Below are 14,366 nucleotides of genomic sequence, written 5' to 3' on the forward strand. Positions count from 1 at the left end.
GCCCCATGGCAACAGTGCTCGTGGTCGAGGACGACCCCTTCGTACGATCCGCCCTCATCCGCCACCTGACCGACACCGGCCACGCGGTTCGCAGCGTGGGCACGGCACTTGAGGCGCTGCGCGAGGTCGCCCAGGTCGGCTGCGACCTGGTGATCCTGGACCTCGGCCTGCCGGATCTGGACGGCAGCGAGGCGCTCAAGATGATCCGTGGCCTGACCAACGTCCCGGTCATCATCTCCACCGCCCGGGACGACGAGGCCGAGATCGTCCGGCTGCTCAACGACGGGGCCGACGACTACCTGGTGAAACCGTTCTCCGGGGAGCACCTGAGCGCCCGGATGTCCGCCGTGCTGCGCCGGCTCGGCGGCGGGGCGGCCCCGGTCAGCCAGGTGCTGCGGGTCGGCGGGCTGGCGATCGACCTCCAGCGCCGGGAGGCCTCGCTGGACGGACGGGCACTGGACCTGACCCGCCGTGAGTTCGACCTGCTGGCCTTCCTCGCGGCCCGGCCGGGCGTGGTGGTGCCGCGCAAGGAGATCCTGGCCGAGGTGTGGCGGCAGACCTACGGCGGGGACCAGACCATCGACGTGCACCTGTCCTGGCTGCGCCGCAAGCTCGGTGAGACCGCGTCGAACCCGCGCTACCTGCACACCGTGCGCGGGGTCGGCGTCCGGCTGGAGGCGTCCGGGCAGGCCGCCGGGCCCGGGCCCGTTCCCGTGGAGCGCCTGACATGAGGCGGTTGCGGCACTCGCTGCGCTGGGCCCTGATCAAGGCCGCCGTGGCCGGGACCACCATGGTCGCGCTGGCCTTCCTCATCCCGCTCGGCCTGATGGTCCAGCAGACCGCCCGGGACCGGGCGTTCACGGCCGCCGAGCGGCAGGCCGCGGCGCTCGGCCCGGCGCTGGCCATCACCATCGACGGGGACGCCATCGCCCGGGCGGTGGCCTCGACGGACGCGGGTGCGCAGGGGCGGATGGCGGTGCACCTGCCGCCGGCGGAGGCCGCCGTCGGGGCCGGCTCCGGTGCCGGTACCGCCTCCGGCCCGGCCGGCGCCGCGGGCGGGGTGGCCGCGGCGCCGGGCGGGACGGGGACGGCCGCGGGCGTGCCGGGGGTGGCCGCCGCGGCGACGGCCTCCGGGCCCTCGGCCGGTGCGACCATCGGCGAGGTCCGGGCGCTGGACGCCGACGTGGCCACCGCGGGCGGCCAGGGCCGCTCGTTCACCGTGCAGGTCCCGGGCGGCTACGCGCTGCTCCAGCCGGTCGCCGTGGACACCGTGCGGACCGCCGTGGTCGAGGTGTTCGTGGCCGACGACGACCTCACCCGGGGCGTCGCCACCGCCTGGCAGGTGCTCTCCGGGGTCGCGCTCGGGCTGGTCGCCATCTCGGTGCTGGTCGCCGACCGGATGGGCGCCCGGATCGTCGGCTCGGCCCGCCGGCTCGCCGCCGCCGCGCGCTCGCTCGGCGCGGGCAACCTCGCCGTCCGGGTGCCGGTGGACGGCAAGCAGGCCGCCGGCAGCCCCGTGGAGCTGCACGAGGCCGCCCACGCGTTCAACGCGATGGCCGACCGGGTCGTCCAACTGCTCGCCGCCGAACGGGAGCTGGCCGCCGACCTGTCCCACCGGCTGCGCACCCCGCTGACCGTGCTGCGGCTGAACGCCGCCTCGCTCGGCGAGGGCGACGCGGCCGACGCCACCCGGCACGCGGTGTCGCAGCTGGAGCGCGAGGTGGACCAGATCATCCGCTCGGCCCGCCGGGCGCCCGAGGACGCGCCCGCCGTCACCGTCGGCTGCGACGCCGCCGAGGTGATCCGCGAGCGGGTCGGCTTCTGGTCCGCGCTCGCCGAGGACGAGGGCCGCCCCTGGCAGCTGGCCGGCGCCGACCGCGAGACGCCCGTCCCGGTCCAGCGCGGCGACCTGGCCGCGGCGGTGGACGCGCTGCTCGGCAACGTCTTCCGGCACACCGCGGTCGGCACCGCCTTCTCGGTGGACGTGCTGCCCACCGAGAGCTCGGTGATCGTGCTGGTCGGGGACGCGGGCCCGGGCTTCACCGACCCGCAGGCCGCGCTGAAGCGCGGCGAGGGCCACGGCGGCGAGGGCTCCACCGGCCTCGGGCTGGACATCGTCCGCAAGCTCGCCGAGGCCACCGGCGGCGACCTCGCGCTCGGTGCGTCGGCCGTGCTCGGCGGTGCGGAGATCCGGCTGCGGCTGCGCACCCGGCAGGACGGCACCGCACCGGAGCGGACCGGCAGACGCCGCGGCCGCGGGTCGCTGTTCCCGCGCTGAACGGGGCTGCCACGGGCCGGTGACGAAAGGTTTCGGCGCTTCGTCAGGGCCCCGGGAGACCCGGGGGGAGGGGCACACCCCCTCTTTCTTAAGCGCACCGTAAGGGAGTTCTACCCCTGGCTCAGCAGGCGGTTTCCGGCCATTCGGCGCCGTTAGCGTCGTCGTCGGCGGTCACCCCCGACCGCCCACCTGCCAGCTCCGGAGGCCTCCATGACGACCCAGCAGCCGCCCCACCGCCGCCCGGGCGGCCGCCGTCGGCGCAGCCGCAAGGGCATGCTGCTCGGAGCCTCCGCGGTCGCCGCCGCCCTGGTCGCCGGAGGCGTCGTCGTCCTCGCCTCCTCGGCCAGCGCCGCCTCGCTCGGCGCCGTCTACAGCCGCACCAGCAGCTGGGACTCCGGCTTCACCGGCCAGTACCTGGTCACCAACCCGGACAGCAGCGCCATCGAGGACTGGACGCTCAGCTTCGACCTGCCCGCCGGCGCCAGGATCGACTCGCTCTGGAACGCCACCTTCACGGCGGAGGGCCAGCACATCACCGTCCGGCCGGAGGCGTGGAGCAAGCGGCTGGAGGCGGGCCGGAGCATCGTGGTCGGCTTCGTCGCGCAGGGCTCCGGCGCCGCGCAGGGCGAGCCGGGCAACTGTCTGATCAACAAGACCTCCTGCAAGCCCGGGGACGGCACCGCGCCCACCCCGTCCGGCCGGCCGACCACCACCGCGACGGCCTCGCCGTCCGCCTCGGCCCCGCCCACCGCGACGGCGACCGCCAGCGCCAGCGCCACCGCGACGCCGACCGCCACCGGCGCGCCGAGCCCGACCGCCACGGCGACCCCGCGGCCCACCACCCCGGCTCCGACGGCCACCGCGACCGCCACCACCACGGCCGCCCCCACCACCCCGGCGCCCACCGCCACCGCGACCGGCACCCCCGCCCCGGCCGGCGGCGCCGGCTTCTCCCCGTTCGTCGACACCTCGCTCTACCCGCCCTACGACCTGGTCGCCACCGCCAAGGCCACCGGCGTCAAGCACTTCAACCTGGGCTTCGTCGTCTCCGGCGGCGGCTGCACCCCGAAGTGGGGCGGCGTGAGCGACCTCGCCGCCGACGCGGTGGCCGCCCAGATCGGCGCCCTGCGCGCGATCGGCGGCGACGTCCGGGCCTCCTTCGGCGGCGCCAACGGCTCCGAGCTGGCCCTCGCCTGCTCCTCGGTCGCCGACCTCGCCGCCGTCTACCAGAAGACCGTCGACGCCTACGGCCTCACCAAGGTCGACTTCGACGTCGAGGGCGGCGCGATCGCCAACACCGCGGCCAACACCCGCCGCGCCCAGGCCGTCGCCCAGCTCCAGAAGAACGCCGCCGCCAAGGGCAAGACCCTGGAGGTCTCCTTCACCCTCCCCGTGCTCCCCTCCGGCCTGACCCAGGAGGGCGTCAACCTGATCGCCGACGCCAAGAACAACGGCGTGGCGATCGACGCGGTCAACATCATGGCGATGGACTTCGGCGACGGCGTCGCCCCCAACCCGCAGGGCCAGATGGGCAAGTACGCCATCGCCGCGGCCACCGCCACCCAGGCCCAGGTGAAGAGCGTGCTCGGGCTCGACGACGCGGCCGCCTGGCACAAGGTCGCGGTCACCCCGATGATCGGCGTCAACGACGTCGCCAGCGAGGTCTTCACCGTCGCCGACGCCAAGCAGCTCGCCGACTTCGCGAAGAGCAAGCACCTGGCCTGGCTGGCGATGTGGTCCGGCACCCGCGACAAGGCCTGCGAGGGCGGCGCCAAGGCGTACGCCGACGCCAGCTGCAGCTCGATCGTCCAGCAGCCGCTGGACTTCACCCGGACCCTCGGCGCCTACACCGGCTGACCCCCGCCCCACCGACTCCGGCCGTCCGTGCCCCGACCGCAACGGGGCACGGCCGGCCGGCACCATCCTCAGGGCGACTACTCTCCGTCATCAGCCCGATCCGGGGCGGTCGCGGGGCATCGGGTATCGTCGCTGGTTGGCCGACCGGCGGACGGAGCGAAGAGTGACAGCGGTGCAAGACGAGCGCGGCGTGGTGCCCACCGCACCGGACCGGGCGCCCGCCCCCCTGTCGGACCGGCTGCGCACCGCCCTCGGCGCGCCCCTGCGGGCCCTGCGCGAGGCCCCGCGCCGACCGCTGCTGGCCGCCTCCGCGGTCGCGTTGTTCTCCCTGCTCGCCTACGCGGTGGTCCGGCACTTCGCGCACACCTCGATGGTGGACATGATCGTCTACCGGGCCGAGGGCGCCGCCGTCGCCAACGGTGAGGACCTCTACGGGCTGCGCGTCACACAGTGGGACCTGCCCGCCACCTACCCGCCGTTCGCCGCGATGCTGTTCGTGCCGACGACCTGGTTCCCGATCCCGTTCCTGCGGGTCGCGGTCACGCTCTGCAACCTCGGCCTGCTCGCGCTGCTCACCCACCTGTCCTTCAAGCTGGTCGGCTGGCCGCGCCGGGACCTGCGCGCGATCGGCGTCATCCTGGTCACCGGCACCGGCGTCTGGCTCGAACCCGTCTACACCACGCTGCGCTACGGCCAGATCAACCTCGCCCTGGCCTGCCTCATCCTCTGGGACCTCACCCGGCCCGACGGGCGCCGCAGCAAGGGCGTCGCGATCGGCATCGCCGCCGGCATCAAGCTCACCCCCGGCCTGTTCGCGGTCTACCTGCTGCTCACCGGCCGCGTCCGGGCCGCGCTCGTGGCCGGCGCGACCTTCCTCGGCACCTTCCTGCTCGGCGCGCTCGTCCTGCCCGACGCCACCTGGGGCTTCTGGACCAAGTACCTCTACGACTCCTCCCGGGTCGGCAAGACCGAGATCGTCGACAACCAGGCGCTCAGCGGCGCCGTCGCCCGGCTGCTGCACACCGCCGAACCGGGTACCGCCGCCACCCTGGCCGCCGTCGTCGTCGCGGTGGCCGGCCTCGGCGTTGCCGCCTGGGCCGCCCGCAGCTCGCGATGGCTGTCGCGCTCCGAGGCCTGGGGCGTCTGCTGTGCCGCCGTCACCGCCGTGCTGATCTCGCCGATCAGCTGGACCCACCACTGGGTCTGGTGCGTGCCGCTGCTCGTCCTGCTCGCCTGCGAGGCGGCGGTCGAACGGGCCCGTCCGGCCGCCGTCCGGAAGGTCCGCTGGCGGGCCGCCTTCGCCGCCACGCTGGTCGCCTTCCTGTCCTTCGCGATGTGGCTCGCCAAGCCGCAGGGCGCGCTGGTGCTGGAGCTGTCGCCGCTCCGCCAGATCCCGACCTCGGTCTACCCGCTCGTCGGGATCGGTTTCCTGCTGGCCGCCGCGCTACGCGTCCGCGCCCGGCGCCTGGCGGCCGGCGCGCCGCCGGCGGCGCTGCCCGGCCAGCGCGGCGGCGGGCGGCCGGACTCCGCGCGCGAGCGTCAGCAGGCCCCCGCGGCCCGCTGAGCCGACCGGGTCGCCGGGGGCGGGGCGGCGGCTCACGCGCCTGACACCACGCCTGACATGCCTGACACGCCTCGCATGCCTCACGCGAGCAGCGCGGCCAGCGAGCCGTCCATGTCCAGCGCGGCCATCTCGCTGCCCGGCGGCACCAACCGGTGCGCCCGCTCCAGCCAGGCGGCCACCGCCGGCAGCGGCGCCTCCAACAGCGCGTCCCCGGCCGGCGAGCTCAGCGCCAGACAGAGCACGCTGCGCCGGCCCTTGGGGGTCCCCCCGGCCGAAGTTTGGGAGAGGGCCGGCCAGATCCGCACGTCGCCCTGGCCGCAGGGCCGGAAGGTGCCCTCCACCAGCAGCTCGCGGGCGAACACCCAGGTCACCGGCGAGCCGGTGTCCAGGTGGAAGGTGATGTGCACGGCGTAGGGGTCGTGGCTGCCGTACGACAGCCGGGCCGGGACGGGGACGCTGTGCTCGGGGGAGAGCACCAGGTTGAGCTCCAGCTCGTGTTCGACCACGCTCGTCGGGCGCTCCATGATCGGGTCCTCTCTTCCTGCGGTTGGCGCCCGGTTCCGGGCCCTGTGACCTTGGAGAGCGCGGCCCGGGGGCGCTCTTACACGGGTTTCCGGGATTTCTCGGGATTTTCCTGCGGAGATCCGTCGGCGGTGGTGCGGGGAGGGGTGAACCCGGGACGGCGGGCGCGCGGTCGGGCGTACGCGCCGTCTTCCTTACCGTGGGCGGCCTCGGCCTGTCCGGTGAATGGCCAACTTCCCTCGGCCCACCCGCCAAGGCACTACCCTTTGTGACTGTCCGGCGACTGTCCGCCTCCTCGGTGGCACCTCCGCGGTGGCACTTCCTCGCGCGCCGACGGCGGAGCCACCCGGGTCGCCCGTGCCGCCGTCGTGCACACCCCCTCGCCGGGCGCGCCGTATCGGCCTGCCAGGAAAGCGAGCCCCCATGACGGACCGGCCCCTCGCCGGCGGCAGCACGGACACGGCCGCCGGCCCCGCGCCGGGCTACTACCCCGACCCCTCCATCCCCGGGTTCGTCCGCTACTGGGGCGGCTCCGCGTGGGTGCCCGGCACCAGCCGGCCCGCCCCGGCGGAGGGCGAGGTGCTCGAACCGCCCCGGTACGCGACCCGCCGACCGGGGGCGGCGGGCGGCGGGGTCGGGGTGGGGCGGTACGTGCCGCCTCCGGTGGTGGCCGAGTCGTCGGCGGAGCCAGTAGGGGAGTCGGCGCGGGGGCCTGCCGGGCGGGCGTCGTCCGGTGGGGACACCGGGCCGGTGTACCTGGACCAGACGGGCGGCGGTGCGTCGTTCACCTTCGCGGTGCCGGAGAACGGGCCGGTGTTCCGCCGAGGCGGGGAGCGGGCACCCGTCGCGCAGCCGGGGCCGGGGCCGGGGTCGGGGTCGGGGCCGGAAGCGGAGTCGGCCGGGCGGCCGGCGGATCCGTGGGCGCAGCACGGGCTGATGGAGCGGGGCAACGCGTCGCGCTGGGTGTCCTGGGGCGTGCTGCCCGGGTCGGGGGAGGAGCCTCCCGTCGAAGCGCCCGCCCCGGAGCGGGTGAGCGGCCCCGAGTTGGTCGGTCCGGTACTCATCCCGGTGCTGTCGCCGGCGTCTGCCGCATCGCCGGACCCGGACCCGGTGCCGGCGGCGGAGGTCGTGGAGGACGCCGGACCTGCCCCGGTCGTCACTCGTCCCGCCGCCGCCACCGCCGCCACCGCCGTCCGGCCATCGCCCGCCACCTCGCGCCGTCGCGCCGGGGCGGCCCCGGCGCCTGCGCCACTGCCCGCCGGGCTCGGGCGCCGTCTCTCCGCCCGCCTGGTCGACACCGCCGTGCTGGCCGTGGTCGCCGTCGCCGCAGGCGCCCCGCTCGGCCGCTCGGTCGAGGCCCACCTCCAGCGCAAGCTCGACCAGGCCCGGATGGCCAGCCGGCTCACCCACCGCCAGATCGACGTCTGGCTGGTCGACGGCACGGTGCTCGGCAAAGCCGCCGTCCTGCTCGGCATCCTGCTCTTCGTGGGCCTGCTCTACGAGGTCCTGCCGACCGCCCGCACCGGCCAGACCTTCGGCAAACGGCTCGCCCGGATCCGGGTGGTCGCGGTGGCCCGGACCCCGTCCGCCGCCGCCCCGGCCCGTCCGGGGATCGGCCGCTCCCTGGCCCGGTGGCTGGTCAGGCAGGTCTCGATGCTGCTGGTGGCCGGCCTGTTCTGGCCGCTGTTCGACCGCCCGTCCCGGCGCGGCTGGCACGACCGGGCGGCCCGCACCCGGGTCGTCCGGGTCTGAGGTTCCACCGGTCTCCCACCCAGTGGTCTGATCGGACAAAACGGAGTCAATATCCCAAGTTCGTACAATGCGTGATGTTCTACTCGGGTCATGAGCACCTACGACCCCTCAGGCCCCGAGCCGGAGGGGGGCGGCAAGCCCTCCTTCGGCAAGCAGCCCCCGCAATCGGGCGGCGGCACGCCGGAAGGTACGCCGTCGGACCCGTACGGCACTCCGCCCCCCGGCGGCCCCGGTGCGTACGGCGGCACCTACGGCGGCGCTCCCGCAGGCCCGCCCTACGGCCAGAACCCCTACGGCCAGTCGCCGTACGACCAGCCCCCGCCCGGCTACGGCCCCGCCGGGCACGGCGCGCCCGGCAGCGGCCCCGTCCCCGGGATGCCCCCGCTCGGCAGCTGGCCCAACCGGATCCTCGCCCGGCTGATCGACTACCTGCTGGTGCAGGCCGTCGCCCTCCTCCTGGTCGTGCCGTTCGCCAGCCTCACCGACCGCTCCGCCTCGGCCGGAGCCTTCTGGCTCGCCTGCGCGCTCTACTTCGTCTACGAGGGCCTGATGCTCAGCCGGGACGGGCAGACCCTCGGCAAGAAGGCCATGAAGATCCGGGTCGCCATGCTCGTCGACGGCAACTCCCCGACCCAGAGCGCCGCCTGGACCAGGGCGGCGGTCTTCATCCTGCCCGCCGTGATCTGCTGCGCCGGGCTCTGGTGGCTCATCGACGGCCTGTTCGGCGTCTTCGACAAGCCGTACCGGCAGTGCATCCACGACAAGGCCGCGAAGACGGTGGTGGTCTCCACCGTCTGAGCCGACGGCCGGGCCCGGGCCCCCGGCCGCGTCCGCCGACCGGCGTGCGGAGCCCCGCGCGCCGGTCGGGCGCGCACGGGCCGCGGACGCGCCCCCGGGGCCGTCCGCCCCGCTCGGTACGGTGGGCCCGACCGCGTCACCACCGCTCCGTGCACCCTGGGGGAACCACCGTGCCCATCCCCGCCGACTGGCCCACCACCGAGGCCGAGGCGCTCGCCGAACAGGAACGCCTGCGCCCGCTCGTCCGGCCGACCGGCGCGGACGGCGCGGACGGCGTCGGTGACGACCGGCTGATCGCCGGCGTCGACGTCGCCTACGACGACGACCGCGACCTCGTCGTCGCCGCCGCGGTGGTCCTCGACCGGGCCACCCTCGCCGTCGTCGAGGAGGCCACCGCCACCGGGCGCATCGCCTTCCCCTACGTCCCCGGCCTGCTCGCCTTCCGCGAACTCCCCGCCGTCCTCGACGCCCTCGCCGCCCTCACCCACCGCCCCGGCACCGTCGTCTGCGACGGCTACGGCCTCGCCCACCCGCGCCGCCTCGGCCTCGCCAGCCACCTCGGCGTCCTCACCGGCCTGCGCACCCTCGGCGTCGCCAAGACCCCGTTCACCTTCGACCACCGCGAACCCGGCCCCGCCCGCGGCGACTCCACCCCGCTCACCGACCCGGCCACCGGCGAGGAGGTCGGCCGCGCCCTGCGCACCCGGCCCGGCGTCAAACCCGTCTTCGTCTCCGTCGGCCACCGCATCGGCCTCGCCGAAGCCGTCGAGACCACCCTGGCCCTCGCCCCCCGCTACCGCCTCCCCGAAACCACCCGGCACGCCGACTCGCTCTGCCGCCGCGCCCTCGCCGCCGCGAGTCGAGTACCGGACGTGAACTGACGGCACGCCAGGGAGGCGGCCCGTGTGTTAGACATGGACTGACTCACCAGAACCCTCAACGACACACCGGCCGGACGCACGGGGGAGGCGCCGCACGTGGCAACGGGGAACGGAACGGGATCGACCGGCGGATCGGGACGCGGCTACCGCGTCGAGGTCGAGCAGCTGCGCGCCTTCGCCGCCCAAGTGCGGCTGCTGCTCGCCGAGTTCCAGCACCACGCCGACGGCAACGCGACACACGGCCGCAGCGGCATCGGCCCCTCGTCGCTCGGCACCTTCGCCGAGGCCACCGACCTGCACGGCCGCTACCAGACCATGCGGGACGGCCTGCGCGACGTCCTCAACCAGCTCCAGGAAGCGGTCGACGAGGCCCAGAAGAAGGCCGAGCTCACCGCCACCAACTACGAGGAGCAGGAGCACCAGACCAAGGCCAAGCTGAAGCTCGGCGACGACGGGTGGTCCGTGGCCAACCCCTCCGCCACCAGCTACGCCGGCTACGGCTGGACCATCGCGCAGGCCCAGCACGACGACGGGAAGGGCGTCCGGTGAGCTACACCGACTTTCGCGGCTACAGCCACGCCGAACTCCGCCGGATGGTCCAGGCGCTCAACCCCGGCGAGGTGATGGCCGCCGCCGACCCCTGGCGCCGCGCCGCCGACACCCTCAAGGCCATCCGCGCCACCCTCACCCGCGCCAGCACCGAGGCCGCCACCTCCTGGGAGGGCAGCACCAGCGACGCCTTCCACGCCCGCATGCTCCAGCTCGCCACCACCATCAACACCACCGCCTCCTACGCCAACGACGCGGCCATCACCCTCAAGGCGGTCTCCGAGGCCATCGCCAAGGCCAAGGCCGACATGCCCGAGGAACCCAGCGGCTGGGAGCAGTTGAAGGACGGCGTCGGCGACACCGTCTCCTCCCTGTTCGGCGCCGACGACGAGGACTCCCGCACCGACCTCGCCAACCAGAAGAAGGCCGAAGCCGCCACCGTCCTGCAGACCCTCGCCATGCACTACCGGACCGCGGCTCCCATGCTCAAGCCCCCGCCTCCCCCGGGGCCGGTCAAGGGCGGGATCAACGAGGACTTCAAGGAGTCCCCGACGGCTGATGGGGATGCGAGTGGCTACGCGGCCGTGGGCGGCTTCCTCAGCGGCGTCGGGGTCGGCAACGTAGGCACGGGCGCGGCGCCGGTTTCCCGTCCGCGGGAGGGAGCGGTGGCGGATCCCCGTGTCGGCGGCGGACGCTCGAACCCTCAGGGGACGAGCCCGGCGTTCTCGAAGACACCGTCGGCTCCCTCCGACCCTGGCGTCAAGGGCGGGGTGGCCATGCCACAGCCCAAAGCCGCGCCGGTGAGTTTCGGCGCCGGGACCGTCGTTGACGGCGGAGCCGCCGGGCCCGCGACAGTGACACCCGGTGGGCAGCCGCCGTCCGGTGGGAGCGGTACGTCGATCCTCGGTTCGCCGGGGAGCGGTGGTAGCCAGTCCCTGCCCAACAACCCCGCCGCGCAGCCCGCCGCGCCGCAGGGCGGCAACGCGGGAGGAACACCCCACCCGGGCGGGATCCCGCAGTCCTTCGGCCCCACCGGTCGGCAGGAGTCCGGGCCGGGCGCCGGGTGGAACGGGCAAACCGGTCCGGAGGCCGTGCGCGGTGGCCGCGGAGGGGCACCGGGTCGGACCGGAGCCGGTCGCAGTGGTGCGATCTTCGGTGCCGAGGGCATCCCGGGGGTGAGTGGCGGCGGGAGCGTCGGAGGGGGATCAGTCCGGGGAAGGGGCGCTGGCGAGGGTGCGGCCGGTCGAGTCGGCGGCACGGTCGTCGGTGTCGGGGACCAGTCTGGCAGGAGTGGCGGCGGTAGGCAGTCTTTCACTGAGGGCGGCTCGGGCCTGGGAGCGCGCGGCCGGATCCGGCCGGAGACCGGTACGGGCAGCCCGCTTGCGCAGGCGCCCATGATTCCGCTGGGCGGCGCCGACCGGGGGCGGAAGGACGACGAGAAGAGGAAGGACCGTCCCGACTACCTCGTCGAGGACGAGGAGACCTGGGTGTCGGACGACCCGGTCAATCCGAACGTGGTGGAATGACGCCCGGCCTTCGGGCCGGGCGAATCGATCGGTTGCCCTGCGGCTGCTCGGGCTGCGGGCAACCTCTGTGCTGAGTGGGGTGGCAGGGCTTGAGGTGCTGGCGTCTGAACCGTGGGGCGGCAGTGCTGCTGGCAGGAGGACTGCTGGTGGCCATGGGCACGGGTTCCGCCCGCGCCGACGACATTCGCGATGCGCAGTGGCCGCTCGTCACCTACCGGGCGGAGTCAGCTATCTGGCCGGTCTCGGAGGGAGATGGTGTTACGGTCGCCGTCATCGACAGTGGCGTGCTGAAAGATCACCGGGATCTGACAGGGCAGGTGCTGGCCGGGGCGGACTTCACCGGGGCGAACACCGACGGCACGGTGGACACCGACGGCCACGGCACCGGAATGGCGAGCGTCATTGCCGGCCACGGCCACGGTGTCGGGGCCGGCATCATGGGCCTGGCGCCCAAGGCCAAGATCCTTCCAATTCGGATCACCTTGGGCGAGGAAGCGCTCTCGGATCAGTCGGAGACCGCCAAGGCGATCCGCTACGCCGTCGACCATGGCGCGAAGGTCGTCAACATGTCCATCGCGGGGCCTTCCGGGGACGACCCCGAGGAGCGAGCGGCAGTCAAGTACGCGGTGGACAAGGACGTGGTCCTGGTCGCGGGTACGGGCAACGGCGGTGGCAAGGGGGGAGCCGTGCAGTACCCGGCTGCATTCCCTGGGGTCGTGGCAGTTGGGGCGGCAGACCGGAACGGGCTGATCTGGGCCAAGTCGAGCTCCGGCCCTGAGACCACCCTGGTGGCGCCAGGTGCGGAGATCCCCCAGGCGAGTGCCAAATCGACGAGCGGGCAGGGCGTCGGCAACGGCACCTCGGCCGCCACCGCCTACGTCTCCGCCACCGCCGCGTTGATCCGCGCGAAGTACCCGACCCTCTCCGCCGGGCAGGTCATCAACCGGATGATCAAGAGCGCCGTGCCGCCCGGGGACGGGACGGCGGTGCCGAGTGAGCGGTACGGGTACGGGGTGTTGTCGCCGGCGAAGGCGTTGGAGGTGAATCCGGCGGTGGACGGGGGGCCGCGGGAGAATCCGTTGGCCGGGCGGGTGGAGGCGCAGGCGCCGGTGAGTGCGCCGCCGAGCGAGGAGGCGTGGGAGTCGCCGGCGGCGGTGCCGCCGGTGAGGGAGGCGAACCGCGGCGTCAGGTGGGTGCTGATGGGGACGGCGGGAGTGGCCGGAGTGGTGCTGGTCGGGGTCGTGGCGGCCGTGCTGCTGGTGGTGCGCGGGCGGCGTCGGCGGGAGCGGGCCGCGGCGGCGGGGTACCAGGGGTATCCGCCGCCGCCGCAGTGGCCGCCGTCTCAGGGGTGAGCGGCGAGCCAGTCGGGGCCCAGGGCGGCCATCCGTAGGACGTCGTGGTACTCGCCGGCCCAGTGGTGGGCCTGGCGGGCGCGGCCCTCGTGGTGGAAGCCGGCCTTCTCGTAGGCGCGGGCGGCGCGGGGGTTGTAGGCGTAGACCTCCAGTTCGACGCGGTGGAGGCGGACGGTCGCGAAGGCGTGGCGCAGGAGCAGCAGGGTGGCCTCGGTGCCGAGGCCGCGGCCGGTGCTGCCGGGGGTGAGGGCGATCCGGTAGTGGGCGGAGGCGTTGTCGGGGTCGAGGTCGTTGAGGGCGAGTTCGCCGAGGAAGCCGCCGGTGGCGCGGTCCTCGACGGCGAGGTCGAGACGGTCGGGCTGCTCGGGGCGGGTGGTGCACCAGTCGCGGATCTCGTCGTGGGTGAAGGCCCGGCGGGTGCCGGTGAGGCGGTTGGTCTCCTCGTCGGCGGTGAACCGCCACATGGGGTCGGTGTGCCGGGCGGTGAGCGGGACGAGGGTGACGGTGGCGCCGGGCAGGGTCGGCTTGTGTGCGAGCGCGCCGGGGTCGAAGGTGGGCATGGTGGTCAGGATGGACCGGAACGCTCCGCTTCCTCCAGCGGTTTCGCGCGCCGGGCGGGTCACTCGGCGACGGCGATCTGTTCGCGGTGGTGGGCGGCCGGGCCGGTGAGCTGGTCGGTGACGGCCGCGGCGAGGTCGGCCTGGGCGATCCGTGCGCCGAGGACCTGCGGGCCGCCCGTCCGGTAGTGGCCGGTGCCGGGGGCGGTGCGGTCGAGGTCGAGGGGCGGGGTGACGACGACCCAGTCGAGGGTGGCGGGGGAGTCCCGGAGGAGGTCGAGGGCGGCGGCGTGGCCGAGCGAGAAGGCGCGGTGGGCCGCGGGGAAGGCGGGGTCGTCGTGGAGGGCGACGCCGGGGGCGGTCTCCAGGGTGGTGGCGACACCGACGTGGACGAGCCGGTGGACGCCGGCGGTGCCGAGGCCGGCGACCAGGGCGCGGACCGCGGCGGGGTAGAAGGCGACGGAGGGGACGTCGGGGGTGTAGACGCTGCTGACCGCGGCGGCGTGGCCGAGGGCGGCGGTGGCGACGGCGTCGGGGTCGGTGACGTCGCAGCGGACCAGGGTGGTCCCGGGGCCGGCCAGGTCGGCGTGCCGTTCGGGGGCACGGACGGCGGCGGTGACGGTCAGGCCGCGTCGGCGGGCTTCGGCGACCACGGCGCGGCCTACCTGGCCGCCGGCGCCGAACACGATGAGATCGATGGCGGGGTTCACGGGTGTCTCCGTCCGTTCGT

At 74.9% G+C, this 14,366-nt stretch carries 13 protein-coding genes; 10 read left to right on the forward strand and 3 right to left on the reverse strand.

Annotation, left to right across the window (positions count from 1 at the left end; all coding sequences use genetic code 11):
* Positions 1 to 5: 5 nt before the first annotated feature.
* The 4 genes from ACFCLZ_RS24460 (at position 6) to ACFCLZ_RS24475 (ending at position 5,699) form a co-directional block, all read left to right on the forward strand.
* Positions 6 to 731 carry a response regulator transcription factor gene (locus tag ACFCLZ_RS24460; RefSeq protein WP_380279263.1) on the forward strand — a complete coding sequence of 242 codons (726 nt, stop codon included), beginning with the start codon at positions 6 to 8 and terminating at the stop codon, positions 729 to 731.
* Positions 728 to 2,278, forward strand: a complete 1,551-nt coding sequence (locus tag ACFCLZ_RS24465) for a sensor histidine kinase (protein WP_380279265.1) — start codon at positions 728 to 730, stop codon at positions 2,276 to 2,278. The genes ACFCLZ_RS24460 and ACFCLZ_RS24465 overlap by 4 nt, the downstream gene beginning before the upstream one ends.
* A gap of 210 nt (positions 2,279 to 2,488) precedes the next feature.
* Positions 2,489 to 4,135 carry a cellulose binding domain-containing protein gene (locus ACFCLZ_RS24470; RefSeq protein ID WP_380279267.1) on the forward strand — a complete coding sequence of 549 codons (1,647 nt, stop codon included), beginning with the start codon at positions 2,489 to 2,491 and terminating at the stop codon, positions 4,133 to 4,135.
* Positions 4,136 to 4,298: 163 nt separating this feature from the next.
* A complete protein-coding gene (locus ACFCLZ_RS24475; protein ID WP_380279268.1) occupies positions 4,299 to 5,699 on the forward strand; it encodes a glycosyltransferase 87 family protein in 1,401 nt (466 codons plus the stop codon).
* 80 nt (positions 5,700 to 5,779) lie between these two features.
* Here the strand turns inward: ACFCLZ_RS24475 and ACFCLZ_RS24480 are convergent, their stop codons facing one another.
* Positions 5,780 to 6,223: an SsgA family sporulation/cell division regulator gene (locus tag ACFCLZ_RS24480; protein WP_380279270.1), complete on the reverse strand. Its 444-nt coding sequence runs from the start codon at positions 6,221 to 6,223 to the stop codon at positions 5,780 to 5,782.
* Between the two features lie 421 nt (positions 6,224 to 6,644).
* On the opposite strand from ACFCLZ_RS24480, the gene ACFCLZ_RS24485 reads away from it, so the two are divergent.
* The 6 genes from ACFCLZ_RS24485 to mycP all read left to right on the forward strand — a co-directional run bounded on the left by ACFCLZ_RS24485 (position 6,645) and on the right by mycP (position 13,079).
* Positions 6,645 to 7,973, forward strand: a complete 1,329-nt coding sequence (locus ACFCLZ_RS24485; protein ID WP_380279272.1) for an RDD family protein — start codon at positions 6,645 to 6,647, stop codon at positions 7,971 to 7,973.
* A gap of 90 nt (positions 7,974 to 8,063) precedes the next feature.
* Positions 8,064 to 8,771, forward strand: coding sequence for an RDD family protein (locus ACFCLZ_RS24490; RefSeq protein ID WP_380279274.1), 708 nt, complete (start codon positions 8,064 to 8,066; stop codon positions 8,769 to 8,771).
* Between the two features lie 170 nt (positions 8,772 to 8,941).
* The gene (locus tag ACFCLZ_RS24495; RefSeq protein ID WP_380279276.1) at positions 8,942 to 9,652 is read left to right on the forward strand and encodes an endonuclease V; all 711 of its coding nucleotides are present in this window, start codon (positions 8,942 to 8,944) and stop codon (positions 9,650 to 9,652) included.
* A gap of 96 nt (positions 9,653 to 9,748) precedes the next feature.
* Positions 9,749 to 10,201: a hypothetical protein gene (locus tag ACFCLZ_RS24500; RefSeq protein ID WP_380279278.1), complete on the forward strand. Its 453-nt coding sequence runs from the start codon at positions 9,749 to 9,751 to the stop codon at positions 10,199 to 10,201.
* Positions 10,198 to 11,727: a PPE domain-containing protein gene (locus ACFCLZ_RS24505; RefSeq protein WP_380279280.1), complete on the forward strand. Its 1,530-nt coding sequence runs from the start codon at positions 10,198 to 10,200 to the stop codon at positions 11,725 to 11,727. The genes ACFCLZ_RS24500 and ACFCLZ_RS24505 overlap by 4 nt, the downstream gene beginning before the upstream one ends.
* 152 nt (positions 11,728 to 11,879) lie before the next feature.
* The gene (gene mycP, locus ACFCLZ_RS24510) at positions 11,880 to 13,079 is read left to right on the forward strand and encodes a type VII secretion-associated serine protease mycosin (protein WP_380286261.1); all 1,200 of its coding nucleotides are present in this window, start codon (positions 11,880 to 11,882) and stop codon (positions 13,077 to 13,079) included.
* On the opposite strand, the gene ACFCLZ_RS24515 is transcribed toward mycP, so the two are convergent.
* Both ACFCLZ_RS24515 and ACFCLZ_RS24520 read right to left on the reverse strand, forming a co-directional pair.
* Entirely contained in the window at positions 13,070 to 13,639 is a 570-nt protein-coding gene (locus ACFCLZ_RS24515) for a GNAT family N-acetyltransferase (RefSeq protein ID WP_380279282.1), read from the reverse strand. The genes mycP and ACFCLZ_RS24515 overlap by 10 nt on opposite strands.
* 59 nt (positions 13,640 to 13,698) lie before the next feature.
* Positions 13,699 to 14,346, reverse strand: coding sequence for an NAD(P)-dependent oxidoreductase (locus tag ACFCLZ_RS24520; protein WP_380279284.1), 648 nt, complete (start codon positions 14,344 to 14,346; stop codon positions 13,699 to 13,701).
* Between the last annotated feature and the right edge of the window lie 20 nt (positions 14,347 to 14,366).

This window comes from Kitasatospora purpeofusca (assembly GCF_042691725.1).
GTDB lineage: Bacteria > Actinomycetota > Actinomycetes > Streptomycetales > Streptomycetaceae > Kitasatospora > Kitasatospora purpeofusca_B.